Below are 14764 nucleotides of genomic sequence, written 5' to 3' on the forward strand. Positions count from 1 at the left end.
TCTATGACCAGAATTACCTCGGAGCCTGGTTTCTATCAGGATCTCAATGAACTGCAGCAGATAAAGAGCAACCCGGATCAGCGCGCGGCCCTGGAGGCGGCGGCCGGCCAGTTCGAAGTGAGCTTCCTGCAGACGGTGCTCAAGCACATGCGTTCGGCGTCCGACGCCATGCAGGATGAAGAGGACAGGCTTATCAAGGGGGAGTCCCTCTACCGCGACATGTACGACAGCCAGCTCGCGATGAGCCTGGTCAAGCGCGGCGGCATGGGGCTCAAGGAGCAGATGGTCAATCAACTGGCCCCCACATTAAAGAATGCCGAGCCGGTGGTCGCTTCAGACTCCCAGACCCTGGCTGCCTTCAGTCAGCCTCTGAATTCGGCAAAAATGAGGAAAGTTGACTGATGTCGCTGCTCAGTATCGGTTTTAGCGGACTCAATGCATCGCAGATCGCATTGAACATCTCTGCCCAGAATATCGCCAACGTCAATACCATCGGGTACAGCCGCCAGGAGGCCATGATGGGCAGCCTGTCGGGCTTTGGCCGGATGGACAACGGCATGGGGGTCGAGGTGACCGGGGTTCGCAGGATCACCGATGACTATCTGGTCTCCCAGCACTGGCGCAGCCGCTCCGCGACCGGCTCCTCCTATGCGTTTCACCAGTACATCAATACGACGGAGCAGTTGCTCGGCAGCGAGTCGATGAACATCACCAAGGGGCTGGACAGTTTCTTCGCGTCCCTGAGCGCCGCCCTCGACAGCCCGGAAACACCGGCGCAGCGCAGCCAGATCGTCAGCTCGGCCGGTGCCCTGGCCAACCGCTTCGGCCAGTTGAACGAGAGCCTGCTGACCCAGGAGAAGCAGATCGACGATCAGCTGGGCAGCACCATCACCCAGGTGAACAGCTATCTCAAACAGGTGGCGGAGCTCAACACCCAGATCGGCGAGCAGGCTTCCAAAGGGGTCAACACCTCGGCGCTGGAAGACAGCCGCGAGCAGATAGTGCGTGAGCTGTCGACCTTCATGGAGGTGCGGGTCAACCGTCAGAGCGACGGCTCCTTCTCCCTGAGCCTGCCCCAGGGCCAGCCCCTGGTGCTGGCCGGCAGCAGCAGCACCCTCTCTCTGGCCGGCGACACCCTGAGCCTGAGCTTCGGGCCGCAATCCTTCGAGGTCCCCAGACTTCAGGGCGGCACCCTGGCGGGCGTGCTGGAATATCGCACCACAGTGCTGCGCCCCCTGCGCGATGAGCTGAACCAGATCGCGAAGAAGCTGGCGGATGACTTCAACGCCAAGCAGGCGGGTGGCGTCGATCTGAACGGCGATCCCGGCAAACCCCTGTTCAGCTACGACCCCCTCAATCCCTCCGGCACCCTCAAGGTGGCCGACGGCTTTACCGGGGATCACCTCGCCTTCGCCAAGGCGGGGGGCGGCAACGGCGACAACCGCAACCTGCAGGAGCTGCTGACCATCAAGGATGATCAGTACGATGCCTACAGTGCCCTGCTTGGCAAGATGGCGGTGCAGAGCGGTCAGGCCAAGGCGACCATGGAGGCCGATGCCAACATGGAGAAACAGCTCGCCACCAAGCTCAGCAGCGTGAGCGGCGTCAACCTCGATGAGGAAGGGGTCAAGGTGATGGCCTACACCAAGGCGTATCAGGCCAATGCCAAGGTGATCAGCACCTCGGATCAACTCTTCAATTCCATTCTCAACATGTTCTGACGGAGTCCGCATGCGCATCAGCACCAACCAGATCCAGCTCAGCATGCTCGACAACCTGCAGCGGGGCTTTGGCGACTACGCCCGGCTGGATCGCCAGATCTCCTCCAACAAGCGGATCCTGCAGCCTTCGGACGATCCCGTGGGCAGCGTGCAACTGCTCGGTCTGAAGAAAGAGCAGGTGGCTATGGCCCAGTACCAGAAGAACATCGCCAATGCCAAGAGCCAGCTATCCCAGGGGGAGCTGCAGTTCGAGACCATGACCAACATGCTGAGCCGGTTGCGGGAGCTGACCCAGACGGCGGCCAACGGTTCCCTCTCCGAGGACGATCGCCGGGCGGTGTCCAGCGAGGCGGCCATCATCAAGGAGGGACTGCTGGATCTCGCCAATGCCCGCAACGAGAACGGTTCAAGCCTGTTCAGCGGCAGCCAGGTGGACAAGACCCCCATCGTCCAGGGTCCGGGTGGCGGCTATCTCTATCAGGGGGATGCCCTGGTGCGGGAGGTGGAGATTGCCCGGGGGGTGACGGTGTCCCTCAACCAGACCGCAGACAGCCTGTTTATCCAGAACGGGGATTTCTTCAAGCAGCTGGACGACATGGTAGCGGCCTTCGATGCCGGCGCACCGGATGCGGCGGATCAGGCCAGAGCCATGCTGGATCGCAGCAAGACCCTGCAGGATGACATCAGCCAGATGGTGAGCACCATAGGGGCACGCATCAACCTGCTGGACCAGATGGACGAGGGTCATGCCGAGAAGAGCACCTATAGCAAGGAAGTGAGCAATCAGATAGAGTCCCTCGACTACGCGGGGGCCGTGACCCAGCAGGCGCATGTGCTGATGGCTCTGCAGGTGCAACAGCAGGCCTTTGCCAAGGTGAATGGCCTGAGCCTGTTCAACTACATGCCCTAAATCTGTCTAAGGAGCCAGGATGCAGATTCAACAAACCCGTCCGGGGAGCGTGGCCGAAACGCCGGCCCAACCCAGGTTGCAAGGTCGTTCGACTGCCCAGGCTACTTCTCCCCAGACTCCTCGCAATGAACGCCAGCCCAATGTCATCCGGCTCGATCGCTGGGCCCTGATCGGCACGGCGCAGCAGCGCATCGCCCATGCCCAGGGGGGCGAACAGGCCCTGAGCCAGGTATGGGGCGAGCTGAAGCGCCTGGAGCAGCAGCTCGGCCAGCAGAAGGCGGCGAGCGGGGATCTGGTCTCCCGCCTCAAGGTACTGGAAGAGAAGCTGACCCAGCCGCAGGCGCCACTGACGAGCGAGCTCAGGCCACGCTTGCTGGCGTCGGCCACGGACAGCAGGGTGCACTACAGCGCGGAGCGGCTCGATCTGCTGAGCCCAAGGGCGAGTGCCGAGCGTCTTGTCTTCTCCTTCCCTCAGACCAGCAGCGCCGTCGAGGTGCTGCTGCCCGCCGATGCCAGTGAAGCGGAGGCGGCCGCCCGTCTGGATCGCGCGCTGCGCAAGGAGCATATCCAGGCGCGCCTGAACGAGCTGGGCAAGCTGGAGCTGAGCGTGCCGGATCAGCACAGGCGCAAGCTGGATGAACCCGTGCTGCTGAGCGGTGAGGGCATCCGCATTCCCGCCGGCAACCCGGTACCCGTGCAGTTCAAGCCAAAGGCGGGGCAGTTGACCCAGCTCGGCGAGGGGCTCGACAAGGGGGAGATCAAACAGGAGCAGCAACGGTTGAAGCGACTGCTCGGGGAGATAGAGCAGTCGGTGCGCGAGCTCAAGCAGTTTCGCCAGCGGATGGTGAAGCAGCTCGATCGGGTGAAGTCACGCAGCCAGAACCTGCAGCAGGAGGAGCTGGTCCAGTTGCAGGGCAAGCTCAGCCTCCAGCTCAAGGAAGGGGGCTTCATGGGGACCATGTCCGGTCTGCTTGCCCAGGCCAACGTCTCGCGCCAGAATGTGGTGGCGCTGCTCACCTAGGGTGCCAGGTCCCGTTCACGACAGAAAACCGCCATGCAGCTCGCTGGCGGTTTTCTGTTTTCAGGGCTTGAGCAGGGCGTACAGGGAGATGTCCGACGCGAAGCCGGAGTCATTGAGCCCCTGTTCTATGGTCTTGATAAAACTCGCATTGTGCTGGCGTATGGTGTGGTAGCTGTAGAAGAGGTTGACCACGTCCTGCTCGTCCAGCTCCTTGTCCATGGCCAGCAGGCAGAGGTAGTTGCGCAGCAGAAAGTAGTCGACCACCAGCAGTTGATATGCCTGGCACTTGTCGCCCTGCTGCAGCGGGAAGTTGTGGTGATAGACGTAGTAGAGCAGGTAGTTGTCCAGGATCTGGGGATGGCTGGCCAGGAAGGGGGCGACCCTGTCGTGCCAGACTTGCTGCAGGCGTGCAAGCTTGTCCTCGTCGTAGGTTCCCTCCAGTACCCCGTTGATCTTGTCGAGGCAGACCTGCATGGTCTGCCGCCCCCGTCTCCCCTGGGAGTAGGCCAGCAACTGGTGGGTCATGGTTCTGAGGCCCCACCACTGCAGTCTGGGCAGGACGGGCAACTGCTCGAACATGGTGTTGAGCTCCCCGCGTTCGGCCAGTACCGCCACCTGATCGAGGAAGGCCTCGTGGGAGAGTTGTGCAGGATCCCGATGGATCAGCATGCCGACCAGCCATAGCCGAATCGCCACGGGGATATCCGTGGCGGCCAGCACGTGAATGCTCAGGCTGTGCAACGTCGCCATGGCGTTGGAGGGGGGCGGAGCGAAGGGCAGGGGCTGGGTGAGCTCGGTGACCTCGGTCTGCATCGCCAGGGGGTCAAGCAACAACTGGCGGCACACCTGGGGGCAGGAGAGCATCAGGGACCTCTTGAGCTGGTTGCCGATGCGGGTCTGGGCTCTGGGGTAGGTCTTGCAGGTGTGACTCAGGGCATCCGGACCCGCCTTGCTGTGGATCTGGCACAGGCGGTTTTCATCGAGGAAGGGGCAGGCGCCCTGTTCGTCGAGCTTTATCTCCCCCCAGCGCTCGTTGCTCTGCTTCACCTTGATGATGTGCAGCTTGCTCAGGGACTTGACCGTGGGGTCGGGGTGGCGTTCATAGCTGCGGAAGGTCTGCTTGTCGATGCTGATGGTCCAGCTGTGGCAGCAGTTGTCCTCGCAGCGATCGCCGATGCACTGGAAATGTTGAACGAAATGCGGTGTGTAGAGCGAAGCAGCCATGTCGCCATCCGGTAGTGAGAGAGGACGTTTTAAAAGCAATAAGCATGCCGGATGGGGGAGGCGGCGAGCACCCGGGATACCGGAATGCCCGGGAGGGGGCCAGAAGAAAAATATGCGGAGGGAAGATTACATTTCTGCGCGAAAGGGGTCGTCTCTATCTGATGTCAACCTAACGGGCTGCTGTGCAGCGTTTAACTCGAGGAATACATCATGGGCTTGTCCATCCATACCAACTTCGCCTCCCTGACCACCCAGAACCAGCTGAACAACACCAACAAGATGCTGGGCACCGCCATGCAGCGCCTGGGCACCGGTCTTCGCATCAACTCCGCCGCCGACGACGCGGCCGGTCTGCAGATGGCTACCCGCCTGCAAGCCCAGTCCAACGGCCAGAAGGTCGGCATGCGCAACGCCCAGGATGCCATCTCCATGATGCAGACCGCTGAAGGCGCCCTGGACGAGATGACCAACATCGTTCAGCGCATGAAGGATCTGGCTACCCAGGGTGCCAACGGCACTACCAGCACCGAAGACTACACCGCCCTGAACGCCGAGTTCGGCGAGCTGTCGAAAGAGCTGGCCAACATCACCGACAACACCACCTTCGGTGGCCAGTCCCTGCTGAAGAAAGCCGCTGGCAACTTCGAGAAGGGTGCGGTCAAGTTCCAGATCGGTGGCTCCGCCGCCGAGACCCTGAGCGTGGACATCTCCACCGACCTGAAGAAAGTGACCGGTTCCACCGCTGGCTCCGGCCTGGATGGTACCGCAGTCAAGGGTGGCGGTATCGGTGATCAGACCAAAGCCAATGCCGCTATCACCGAGATGGAAACCTTCCTGAAAGACATCGGCAGCGCCCGTTCCTCCTTCGGTGCCAACATCAACCGTCTGGAGCACACCGTCAACAACCTCTCCAACATGAAAGAGAACACCGACATGGCGAACGGTCGCATCATGGATGCCGACTTCGCTCAGGAGAGCACCAACATGACCAAGAACCAGATGCTGATGCAGGCTGGCATGTCCGTGCTGTCCAACTCCAACCAGATGACCGGCATGGTGACTTCCCTGCTGCGTTGATGTTGGTGGCACCCATCCCCCTGGTGGGTGCCTTTTTCCCGTTTCCCCTCCCAGCTCCTCCTGCGCCCTCTTTTTTCATCATATTTTTCACCCGCAGCTCAAGTCTTGCCTCGCACCTGTCGCTTCTCTCCTTCGTACGGTTATCCGCTGCGGTAGCAGCCTTCTTCGAGGAATAGATCATGGGTTTGTCCATTCATACCAACTTCGCTTCTCTGACCACTCAGAACCAGCTGAACAACACCAACAAGATGCTGGGCACCGCCATGCAGCGCCTGGGTACCGGTCTTCGCATCAACTCCGCCGCCGATGACGCCGCCGGTCTGCAGATGGCCACCCGTCTGCAAGCCCAGTCCAACGGCCAGAAGGTCGGCATGCGCAACGCCCAGGACGCCGTCTCCATGATGCAGACCGCCGAAGGTGCCATGGACGAGATGACCAACATCGTTCAGCGCATGAAAGACCTGGCCACCCAGGGCGCCAACGGCACCGCGAGCGCGGAAGACCGTCTGGCCATGGGCACCGAAATGAAGGAGCTGTCTGCCGAGCTGAAGAACATCAGCGATAACACCCGTTTCGGTGGTGAGGCTCTGATCGGCGCTGGTGGCAAGTTCGAAGCCGGTACTGTGACTTTCCAGATCGGTGGTACTGCCGCCGAGAAGCTGGACGTCAAGGCCGACACCAACGTCAAGGCCGTCAACACCGCTATCACCACGGCGACCTCCGACTTGGCCACGGCCGATGTGGCGGCCTCCGCCCTGGCCTCTACTGACTTCAATGCGCAGATCACCAAGATGGAAGATGCCCTGGATGCCATCGGTACCGCCCGTTCCCAGTTCGGTGCCAACATCAACCGTCTGGAGCACACCGTCAACAACCTCTCCAACATGAAAGAGAACACCGACATGGCGAACGGCCGCATCATGGATGCCGACTTCGCCCAGGAGAGCACCAACATGACCAAGAACCAGATGCTGATGCAGGCTGGCATGTCCGTGCTGTCCAACTCCAACCAGATGACCGGCATGGTGACTTCCCTGCTGCGTTGATGGTTTGCCGGGCCGCCCCGAGAGGGGCGGCTCTTGTTTGACAACCGCTTGCCGGTTGGAAAGGGCCGAGCCGGTCTTTTCCAACAGGCATGCCACCGAATAAGGGGATAAAGATGCAAATAGATCCGGCTAGCACGGCGATGCAACTGGTGGCCGTCGAGCGCCAGAACATGGACAAGCTGCTGAAGAAGCAGCTGGACAGCGTCAAGGCGCAGCAGAGCGCCATCAGCAGCCTCACCACCAAGCTGTCGAGTTTCCAGACCCTGCTCAAGGATCTGAACAAGGCGAGCAGCCTGCAGGCTCAGAAGGCCACCCTGTCCCAGGAAGGGCTCATGACGGTGACGAGCAATGGCAAGGCCAGCTCGGGTCAGTACAGCTTCTTCGTGGAGCAGCTTGCCCAGTCCCATCAGGTCGGCTTGCAGCTTGACAGTGACACGGCACCGCTGCCGGCAGACGGTGTCTTCTCCCTGACCGTCAAGGGCAAGACCCTGGACATCGACCTGACCTCTCTCCCGGCTGGCGCCACCGTCAAGGATCTGGTCTCCCAGATCAACAATGCCAAGGACAACCCGGGGGTGAAGGCGACCCTGGTACGTACCGACGGCAAGGTCAGCATGGTACTGACCAGCAAGGAGAGCGGCGTGGAGAACGCCATCACCCTGGGGTACAGCGGGGATGGCGCCAATGCCATCGGGGTGGCGATGGCCGGCAAGACGGACATCACCCAGGCGCAGGACGCCAAGCTGCGCATAGGGGGGGACAACCCTCTCACCATCACCTCTGCCAGCAACAAGATAGAGAACGTGGTGGATGGCCTGACGTTCCAGCTGACCAAGGCGCAAAAGGCGGATGACGCTCCGCTGCTGGTCACGGTGGATCAGGACAAGGAGGCGGTTACCGGCTCCCTCAAGAAGTTTGTCGACAGTTACAACGAGCTGGTGGACGAGCTGGCCAAGATGACCTCCAGCGATCCCAAGGCACCGGGAGCCCTCTCCTCCGACAGCGGTGTTCGCAGCCTCAAGAGCGTGATTGCCCGCAGCGTGCGGGAGCTGCCCGATGATCTGACCCTGGGGAGCCTGGGGATCAAGACCGACAAGGCGGGCAAGCTCTCCTTCAACGAGACCGACTTCAACAAGGCGCTGGAGAAGGATCCCGAGCTGCTCGGCAAGGCACTCATGGGCGACGACGGTCTGCTCAAGCGGATGAGCAATGTCCTGGACCCCTATACCAAGCGGGACGGAGCACTCAAGGGACGCAAGACAGGTCTTGAAGCGAACGAGAAGCGGGTGAACGAGCGGATGGAGGCGCTGGATCGGCGCATGGATTCCGCGTATAAGCGCTACCTCAATCAGTTCACCACCATGAACCAGATGTTGCAGACCATGGGCGGCTTGTGAGACGGCTAGCCCGTAACACTTTGAATAAGCGAGTTTTTCATGTTTGAACCCCAAGAAGGCTATGACGCCTACCAGTTCGCCGCCACCCAGGCCAAGGCAGCGAGCGCCGATCCGCACCAGCTGGTGCTGATGTTGATGGATGGCCTGCTCGACGAAATAGCCAGGGCCGAGGGCCACATTCTGGCCAGGCAGTACGAGCGCAAGGGGCAGTCCATCAACAAGTGTCTGCAGATCCTGGGAGGGCTCGACAGTGCCCTCGACATGGACAAGGGCGGGGAGCTGGCCAGCAACCTGCACCGTCTCTACGACTACTGCGGCCAGCGGCTGTTCGAGATCAGTGTGGCCAACGATGTCGCGGGCTTTGCAGAGGTGCGTCGCATCCTGCTGGAGCTGAAAGAGGGTTGGGAAGCGATGGCCCGCCATCCCCGTTGATGCGGAAATCCACCTTCCTCATGGGGCAAAGGTCGGAATTAACGTATTGAAATATAATGTTTATATATTTGGCCTGCTCCTTGCTTGCCCGCAAGGTCGTCCTATTTTGAGGCCATCATCATGTCCATGACAGGAGCCGTGCCCCCCGGTGCGGAACGCGAGACACGTCAGCGCCAGCTTCTGGGGCTCGGGCGTCTTATCTTGCAGCAGGCCCGCGCCGGACAGTGGGATGCGGTGCGGCTGGCGGATCATCGTTTGGCCCAGCTGGTGGCGCATCTGAACAGCCAGCCTGCATTGTGGCAATCCCTGATGCCGGCCCGGGATCAGGTGCGTCACTGGCATCGGGAAGCCTTCGCGCTCTGTGAGCAGGAAACGGCGCTGCGCAAGCAGGAGTGGGACAGCCTCTCCCGCAAGCGGGAAGGATTGCAGGCCTACGACGAGGCGCAAACATGGGCATGATCCCTCTCCCCGTGGCAGAGACACTGCCCACTTCCCCATCCGGTGGTTTTACCCGCCTCTCCCGCCAGCCTGACGGGCAGGGGGAAGAGTACCAGCCTATGGATCTTCCGCAGGAGGCGATGCTTCCTCCGTCCACCGCCCCTTCCGCCCCCGTCGACGAGACGGAGCAGGAGGAGAGCGTCGAAGTGGCTGCGGATGTCGCCGAGCAACTCGCCGCCTTCAACCAGATGCCACCACCTTTTGTCCGACAGGAGGAGGGACGCCTTCCTCCTGCCCGTTTGTCATCGAGTGCCGGCCTTGCCCCCGTCGGGGAGGTGCAACCCGCCTCCTCGCCTGTGCTGCGCGCCCTCAGCGGGTTCGAGCGAATGGAAGGGGAGCGGATGCCGGTGCCGCCGGTTTCCGTTGGCAAGGAGAGCCTCCCTCAACCCACCGGGGAGCTGGCCATGCGAATGCTCCAGCCAACCACCCAGGGCGAGCAGCCTGCGACCCGGAGTGCGGCAGTGGTGGTGCCTCTTCCCGGGGAGCCCGCCCCGGAGCGGGAGGTCAGCGTCACCGAATTCAAGGCAATGGCGGGGTTGTCGCCCGCGCTCTCTGCCGCCAGGCCTGCGGAATACCAGTGGGCACCGGCGCGTCTTGCCGCAAGCGAGGCCCAGTGGGGCCAGCAGCTGGTCGATGTGCTTAAAGACAGGGTCGAGCTGCAGGTGAACCATAGCATCAAGCAGGCCCATATCCGCCTCGATCCCCCCGAGCTGGGTCGCCTCGAACTGACCGTGAGGATGGAAGGGGATCGGCTCAACGTGCAGCTCAACGTGACCAACCCGGCGGTGCGTGAAGCCCTGATCCAGTCGATGGAGCGGCTTCGCATGAGTTTGGCTCCCCATCATGCCGGTGGCGTCGAGGTGAACGTGGGCCAGGGGGGAGAGCAGGAGCGGGGGGATCGCTGGCAGCAGGAAAAGATCCTGGCAGGTCGACGACAGTGGCAGGAAGAACAGGACGCATCGGGTAGTGCTGGCCAGGATTGGCTCAACACCCTGGTGTGACATTTCAAGATCTGGCAATAGCGAGAGTGATTTCAAATTATGCGGCGTGTCATGAAGTGGTTGATGGTGATAATGATGGCGCTGTGCCTGCTGGCGGCGCTGGCCTATGGCGCCTATCTCAAGCGGGATACGGTTGCCGTCTGGCTGGGTCTGGCAGAGGCCAAGCCCGAGCTGAGCAAGACGCCGCTGTTCAAACCGATGGAGCGTTTCGTCATCAGCCTGGAGGGGGACAGAGAGCCCCACTATCTGGTGCTTGAGCTGGCGCTGGTCACCCACAATCCCCAGCAACTGGAGACGCTCAACGAGCTGACCCCCCTGATCCGCAATGCCATGGTGCAATATTTCAGCCATCGCTCCCATGAAGCGGTGAAGCAGGAGCTGCAGAACATCTCGGCCCTTCAGACCTCTCTGCTCGGCAAACTGGTGGGAACCCTGGAGGGGTATGGCTACAAGCCCTATCTGGATGAAGTGCTGGTCACCAAGGTCCTGGTGCAGTAGCGAACATGATGGACGCTGGTTGGGATACTCCCTGCGAACTGACCGCCTCCGCTCCCCGCACCGGTGAGCAGGTGATCCTGAGCCGTTATCTGCCTCTGGTGAAGCGGGCAGCCACTCACCTGCGCAGTCAGGTGAGCGCCAGCTTCGATCAGGAGGACATGGAGCAGGTCGGCATGATGGGGCTGCTGGAAGCCTGGCGTCGCTATGGGGGTGAACCGGATGCCCAGTTCGAGAGCTATGCCTTCAAGCGGGTACGGGGAGCCATGCTGGATGAGCTGCGGCGCCTCGACTGGCGCCCCCGTCAGCTGCGCCAGCAGGTGCACGGTCACAACCAGGTACAGCGGGAGCTGTTCAATCGTCTGGGGCGCAACCCGACCGAGCAGGAGCTGGCACAGGCGCTTTCCTGCACCGTCGAGGAGGTGCGCCAGCTCGCCTATGCGAGCCAGGCCGAGGCGTTGCAGAGTCTGGAGGAGTGGCTGGAGAACGGGGGCAGGGCGCCCGCATCCGAGTCTGACGATCAGGATCTGGCCATGACCTTGGGCAAGGTGCTCGGCACCCTGGACAAGCGTGAACAGCTGCTGCTTTCCCTCTATTACCAGCAGGAATTGAACATGAAGGAGATTGCACTGGTGCTCGGGTTGACCGAGTCGCGGGTGTGCCAGCTCCACAAGCAGTGCGTCCTTCAGCTCAAGCAGCGATTGGTCGACTCCATATAGTTATGCCTCTCCCCGCGGGGGGAGTCTTGTTGATTTCTGCGGGAGCATCCATGCAAAAACAGATTGGTCTTGGTGTCATTTTCGTATGTGTGATCGGCGGCTTCATGATGGCCGGGGGGCGCCCCATCGCCCTGTGGCAGCCTGCCGAACTCATCATCATCATAGGGGCGGCGGTCGGCTCCATGTTCCTTGGCAATTCCAAGGAGGTGATGCATGAAATGTGGCGCCAGATGAAGCTTTGCTTCAAGTCCAACAAGGACGAGAAGGAGATCTATCGCGAACTGCTGACCCTGATGCACCAACTGCTGGAAGAGACCCGCAACAAGGGGATGAAGGCGCTGGACGAGCACGTGGAGAATCCGCAGCAGAGCTCCGTCTTCCTCATGTATCCCCAGGTATCGGAAGATCCGCAACTGCTGGGCTTCATCATCGACAACCTGCGTCTGCTGGGCATGGGCAAGATCACGCCCCATGAGCTCGACACCATACTGGAGCAGGAGATCATGGCCATCGAGGAGGACATGCTCAAGCCCGCCCATGCGCTGCACAAGACAGGGGAGGCCTGCCCCGGCTTCGGGATCCTGGCGGCGGTGATGGGGATCATCATCACCATGCAGCAACTCGACGGCCCCCTCAGCAACATAGGGGTGCATGTGGCGGCCGCCCTGGTGGGCACCTTCATCGGCATCTTCCTCTGTTATTGCCTGCTGGAGCCCATCAGCAATGCCATGGAAGAGATGGTCAAGCGCCGTATCGGCATGCTGATGTGCATCAAGTCGATCCTGATCGCTCAGCTGCGGGGCAAGACGCCGCTGCTCTCCGTCGATTCCGGCCGCAAGATGCTGGAACCTGACGTGAAACCCAGCTTCCTCGAACTGGAAGACTGGGTGACCAACAGGGCCATGTGATGCGCAACCACGAGCAGATCGTCATCAAGCGCCAGCAGCGGCGCAGCAGCGCTCCCAAGGGGGGCGGTGCATGGAAGGTGGCCTTCGCCGACTTCACCCTGGCCATGATGGCCTTCTTCATGGTGCTCTGGATCCTGGCCGTCTCCAGCCAGGAGGAGCGGGATGTGGTGGCCAGCCGTCTGCGCGACTACAGCATCATGGACAGCGAGGCAAACCCGTTCGACATCAGCAACAGCCCCTATCCGGTGGATCTTGGCGGCAACCCCTCGGTACTGGAGGAGTTGAGTCCCCAGTTCGTGGAGGAGGGGCAGCGCATGCCCAGACACATGGAGCGGGATCGCAGCATCTTTACCGATGGTGCCAAGGGAGGCTATGAGAGCCTGCTGGCGGGCAAGATTGAGGGAGAAAAGCAGATGGCGCAGTTGGCCGGTTTCATCGGGTCCATGGCGGATCAGATGCAGGCCAGAAACAACCTGGAGCTGCAACTGGTGCCCCAGGGTCTGCGGATCCTGATCCGCGACGATGACGAGCGCGAGATGTACAGCCGTGGCAGCGCCCGCATCAGCCCCTATTTCCGTCACCTGCTGATGGCTCTGGCCCCTGTCTTCCAGCGAGTGGAGAACCGGGTCATGATCTCGGGCCACACCGACAGCACCCCCTTTGCCGGTGACAACTACAGCAACTGGGAGCTCTCCTCCGATCGCGCCATGATGGCGAGGCGTGTCCTGCTTGCTGGCGGCATGCCTCCCGAGCGGGTGGGTCAGGTGGTCGCCATGTCGGATACCATGCTGGACAACACCGCCGATCCCAAAGGCAGCGAGAACCGCCGCATCGAGCTGCTGGTGATGACGACCCAGGCGGAAAAGAGCCTGGAGCTGCTGTTCAGTGCCCAAACCCAAGCCGCCACCCGGACAGCCAAGGACGCCGTTGCCCATGGAAACCCCTGACGCCGATCTCCCCCCCGTGACACCGTTCAAGGATCCCAGGCGCAAACTGCCGCGCTGGTATCTTCATGACGGGACCACGCCCCTGGAATCCCAGAGTTGCGGCATCGCGGCCCGGCTCATGGTCTCTGGCCTGCTGTTCGACAAGCGCATCGGACGGGCGGTCATCAAGGATATCGGACCGGGTGGGGTCGGTTTCCTCGCCCCCGCCCGTTTTACCTTGCCCGATAACGTCAGCCTGTCGTTGTCACCGCGGATCGTGCTGGCCTGTCATATCACCCATCGCAGGGCCATAGGCCAGTACCTCAGCTTCTACGGCGCGCGATGGGTCGATCCTGACTCGGTGGATCTCGCGCCTGTTCTGAGCCACTGGCGCCACTGTTTCATGGCGCCAGCAGAGGGCGAGCCTGCTCCAATCCCAGTGGATCCGGCAACCGCTCAAGAGTGAGGCCTCCCCGCCCCATGTCCAGTCCCCGTGCAGGCAGCAACAGCAGGGGATCGTGCAGGCTTTCCAGGGACACGGCCCGCACCAGCTGCGGGCGTGTCTCTTGATGGCGCGGTGCAGGAGGGGCCTTGCCTCCGCCATAAACGATGGGGCAGTCACTCACCTCCCGGGGATCGGGCAATCGCCAGGCGGGATTCCACCGGCTTGCCTCGTTCATGGCAACCCCCCGTTCCATGGCCCACTCCAGCAATGAGCAGCCCCCCGGCTGCCGCCATACCCGGATATTTTCTCCCGCCTGCCAGGGCGGCAGGACAAACCCGTGCTGCGCCGCTCTGTCCAGCAATTGGGAGAGCGCGAGGAAGCGCGCCACATAGAGGCGCGTTTCGGTAGGCAACTGCAACTCCCACACATTGCGTGTCCCGCCGTTGAGCACCGCCTTCAGTACTCTTCCCTCTCCCGCGTTGTAGGCCGCCAGTGCCAGCAACCAGTCCTGCCCGAAGAATTGATGCAGCCACCCGAGGTAGGAGAGCGCCGCCTCCGTCGCCAATGGCAGGGAATAGCGGCCATCGAAGCCGTTCGTCATGGGGACGGAGAAGCGGGCTGCGGTATCCGGCATCAACTGCCAGGGCCCGGCGGCGCCCGCCGAGGAGATCACGTCAAGCCGGTAGCTGCTCTCGATCAGGGGCAGCAGTGCCAGCATGGGCGGGAGTTTTCGCGTCTGAACCTGCTCCGTGACCCAGCGGATCATGGGCTGGGACTCGGCGAGCCTCGTCTGCAGGTGGCTGCGCTGGCGCAGCAGAAAGCGGGTCTGCTCGTTGACCAGTTCGGCACCCGGGCCGACAACGGGGGTAGGAAAACCCGCCTGCCAGTGATAATGATCATAGGAGTAACAAACGGCACTGCTCAGTAGCGAGAGCCCGGGGAGA

The 14764-nt window shown here is 61.8% G+C and carries 17 protein-coding genes; 15 read left to right on the forward strand and 2 right to left on the reverse strand.

The window, feature by feature from the left end; translation table 11 throughout:
• Nucleotides 1-3: 3 nt before the first annotated feature.
• The 4 genes from ACVDHI_RS12980 to ACVDHI_RS12995 are packed head-to-tail and all read left to right on the forward strand — an operon-like array spanning nucleotide 4 to nucleotide 3652.
• Nucleotides 4-402 carry a rod-binding protein gene (locus tag ACVDHI_RS12980; RefSeq protein ID WP_041211812.1) on the forward strand — a complete coding sequence of 133 codons (399 nt, stop codon included), beginning with the start codon at nucleotides 4-6 and terminating at the stop codon, nucleotides 400-402.
• Nucleotides 402-1721, forward strand: coding sequence for a lateral flagellar hook-associated protein LfgK (gene lfgK / locus ACVDHI_RS12985; protein WP_041211811.1), 1320 nt, complete (start codon nucleotides 402-404; stop codon nucleotides 1719-1721). The genes ACVDHI_RS12980 and lfgK overlap by 1 nt, the downstream gene beginning before the upstream one ends.
• Before the next feature lie 10 nt (nucleotides 1722-1731).
• Nucleotides 1732-2631, forward strand: coding sequence for a lateral flagellar hook-associated protein LfgL (gene lfgL, locus ACVDHI_RS12990; protein ID WP_447212154.1), 900 nt, complete (start codon nucleotides 1732-1734; stop codon nucleotides 2629-2631).
• Nucleotides 2632-2650: 19 nt separating this feature from the next.
• Nucleotides 2651-3652: a hypothetical protein gene (locus tag ACVDHI_RS12995; protein ID WP_042015081.1), complete on the forward strand. Its 1002-nt coding sequence runs from the start codon at nucleotides 2651-2653 to the stop codon at nucleotides 3650-3652.
• Nucleotides 3653-3712: 60 nt separating this feature from the next.
• Here the strand turns inward: ACVDHI_RS12995 and fliB are convergent, their stop codons facing one another.
• Entirely contained in the window at nucleotides 3713-4876 is a 1164-nt protein-coding gene (gene fliB / locus ACVDHI_RS13000; RefSeq protein ID WP_447212155.1) for a flagellin lysine-N-methylase, read from the reverse strand.
• A 210-nt stretch (nucleotides 4877-5086) separates the two neighbouring features.
• Here fliB and lafA (ACVDHI_RS13005) point away from each other — a divergent pair, with 210 nt between their 5' ends.
• The 11 genes from lafA (ACVDHI_RS13005) to ACVDHI_RS13055 all read left to right on the forward strand — a co-directional run bounded on the left by lafA (ACVDHI_RS13005) (nucleotide 5087) and on the right by ACVDHI_RS13055 (nucleotide 13841).
• Entirely contained in the window at nucleotides 5087-5953 is an 867-nt protein-coding gene (gene lafA, locus ACVDHI_RS13005) for a lateral flagellin LafA (RefSeq protein WP_045522180.1), read from the forward strand.
• Between the two features lie 179 nt (nucleotides 5954-6132).
• On the forward strand, nucleotides 6133-6999 hold the full coding sequence (gene lafA / locus ACVDHI_RS13010) for a lateral flagellin LafA (RefSeq protein ID WP_447212156.1): 867 nt from the start codon (nucleotides 6133-6135) through the stop codon (nucleotides 6997-6999).
• A gap of 113 nt (nucleotides 7000-7112) precedes the next feature.
• On the forward strand, nucleotides 7113-8396 hold the full coding sequence (lafB, locus tag ACVDHI_RS13015; RefSeq protein WP_447212157.1) for a lateral flagellar capping protein LafB: 1284 nt from the start codon (nucleotides 7113-7115) through the stop codon (nucleotides 8394-8396).
• Nucleotides 8397-8435: 39 nt separating this feature from the next.
• Nucleotides 8436-8828 (forward strand): lateral flagellar export chaperone LafC, encoded by a 393-nt coding sequence (gene lafC, locus ACVDHI_RS13020; protein WP_041211804.1) that lies wholly within the window; start codon nucleotides 8436-8438, stop codon nucleotides 8826-8828.
• A 120-nt stretch (nucleotides 8829-8948) separates the two neighbouring features.
• Complete coding sequence (locus ACVDHI_RS13025) at nucleotides 8949-9287, forward strand: LafX (protein ID WP_447212158.1); 339 nt, start codon at nucleotides 8949-8951, stop codon at nucleotides 9285-9287.
• Between the two features lie 11 nt (nucleotides 9288-9298).
• Entirely contained in the window at nucleotides 9299-10327 is a 1029-nt protein-coding gene (locus ACVDHI_RS13030; protein WP_447212159.1) for a flagellar hook-length control protein FliK, read from the forward strand.
• A 39-nt stretch (nucleotides 10328-10366) separates the two neighbouring features.
• Nucleotides 10367-10825 (forward strand): lateral flagellar basal body-associated protein LafF, encoded by a 459-nt coding sequence (gene lafF / locus ACVDHI_RS13035; protein WP_041211801.1) that lies wholly within the window; start codon nucleotides 10367-10369, stop codon nucleotides 10823-10825.
• Nucleotides 10826-10830: 5 nt separating this feature from the next.
• The gene (gene lafS / locus ACVDHI_RS13040) at nucleotides 10831-11541 is read left to right on the forward strand and encodes a lateral flagellar system RNA polymerase sigma factor LafS (protein ID WP_045522170.1); all 711 of its coding nucleotides are present in this window, start codon (nucleotides 10831-10833) and stop codon (nucleotides 11539-11541) included.
• 50 nt (nucleotides 11542-11591) lie between these two features.
• Entirely contained in the window at nucleotides 11592-12449 is an 858-nt protein-coding gene (gene lafT, locus ACVDHI_RS13045) for a lateral flagellar motor stator protein LafT (RefSeq protein ID WP_041211799.1), read from the forward strand.
• Nucleotides 12449-13396 (forward strand): lateral flagellar motor protein LafU, encoded by a 948-nt coding sequence (gene lafU, locus ACVDHI_RS13050; protein ID WP_447212160.1) that lies wholly within the window; start codon nucleotides 12449-12451, stop codon nucleotides 13394-13396. The genes lafT and lafU overlap by 1 nt, the downstream gene beginning before the upstream one ends.
• Complete coding sequence (locus ACVDHI_RS13055; RefSeq protein ID WP_042015087.1) at nucleotides 13383-13841, forward strand: PilZ domain-containing protein; 459 nt, start codon at nucleotides 13383-13385, stop codon at nucleotides 13839-13841. Before lafU ends, ACVDHI_RS13055 begins: the two co-directional genes overlap by 14 nt.
• Here ACVDHI_RS13055 and ACVDHI_RS13060 read toward each other — a convergent pair.
• Nucleotides 13777-14634: a lytic transglycosylase domain-containing protein gene (locus ACVDHI_RS13060; protein WP_045522257.1), complete on the reverse strand. Its 858-nt coding sequence runs from the start codon at nucleotides 14632-14634 to the stop codon at nucleotides 13777-13779. The genes ACVDHI_RS13055 and ACVDHI_RS13060 overlap by 65 nt on opposite strands.
• Nucleotides 14635-14764: the final 130 nt, after the last annotated feature.

The organism is Aeromonas sp. 25-248 (assembly GCF_053005425.1).

Excerpts from the sequence above, each read along its gene's own strand:
- lafT (WP_041211799.1), top strand. The coding sequence starts at position 11,592 with ATGCAAAAACAGATTGGTCTTGGTGTCATTTTCGTATGTGTGATCGGC.
- lafA (WP_045522180.1), top strand. The coding sequence starts at position 5,087 with ATGGGCTTGTCCATCCATACCAACTTCGCCTCCCTGACCACCCAGAAC.
- lafC (WP_041211804.1), top strand. The coding sequence starts at position 8,436 with ATGTTTGAACCCCAAGAAGGCTATGACGCCTACCAGTTCGCCGCCACC.
- ACVDHI_RS13025 (WP_447212158.1), top strand. The coding sequence starts at position 8,949 with ATGTCCATGACAGGAGCCGTGCCCCCCGGTGCGGAACGCGAGACACGT.
- lafU (WP_447212160.1), top strand. The coding sequence starts at position 12,449 with ATGCGCAACCACGAGCAGATCGTCATCAAGCGCCAGCAGCGGCGCAGC.
- fliB (WP_447212155.1), bottom strand. The coding sequence starts at position 4,876 with ATGGCTGCTTCGCTCTACACACCGCATTTCGTTCAACATTTCCAGTGC.
- ACVDHI_RS13055 (WP_042015087.1), top strand. The coding sequence starts at position 13,383 with ATGGAAACCCCTGACGCCGATCTCCCCCCCGTGACACCGTTCAAGGAT.
- ACVDHI_RS12995 (WP_042015081.1), top strand. The coding sequence starts at position 2,651 with ATGCAGATTCAACAAACCCGTCCGGGGAGCGTGGCCGAAACGCCGGCC.
- lfgK (WP_041211811.1), top strand. The coding sequence starts at position 402 with ATGTCGCTGCTCAGTATCGGTTTTAGCGGACTCAATGCATCGCAGATC.
- lfgL (WP_447212154.1), top strand. The coding sequence starts at position 1,732 with ATGCGCATCAGCACCAACCAGATCCAGCTCAGCATGCTCGACAACCTG.
- lafB (WP_447212157.1), top strand. The coding sequence starts at position 7,113 with ATGCAAATAGATCCGGCTAGCACGGCGATGCAACTGGTGGCCGTCGAG.
- lafA (WP_447212156.1), top strand. The coding sequence starts at position 6,133 with ATGGGTTTGTCCATTCATACCAACTTCGCTTCTCTGACCACTCAGAAC.
- ACVDHI_RS12980 (WP_041211812.1), top strand. The coding sequence starts at position 4 with ATGACCAGAATTACCTCGGAGCCTGGTTTCTATCAGGATCTCAATGAA.
- lafF (WP_041211801.1), top strand. The coding sequence starts at position 10,367 with ATGCGGCGTGTCATGAAGTGGTTGATGGTGATAATGATGGCGCTGTGC.
- lafS (WP_045522170.1), top strand. The coding sequence starts at position 10,831 with ATGATGGACGCTGGTTGGGATACTCCCTGCGAACTGACCGCCTCCGCT.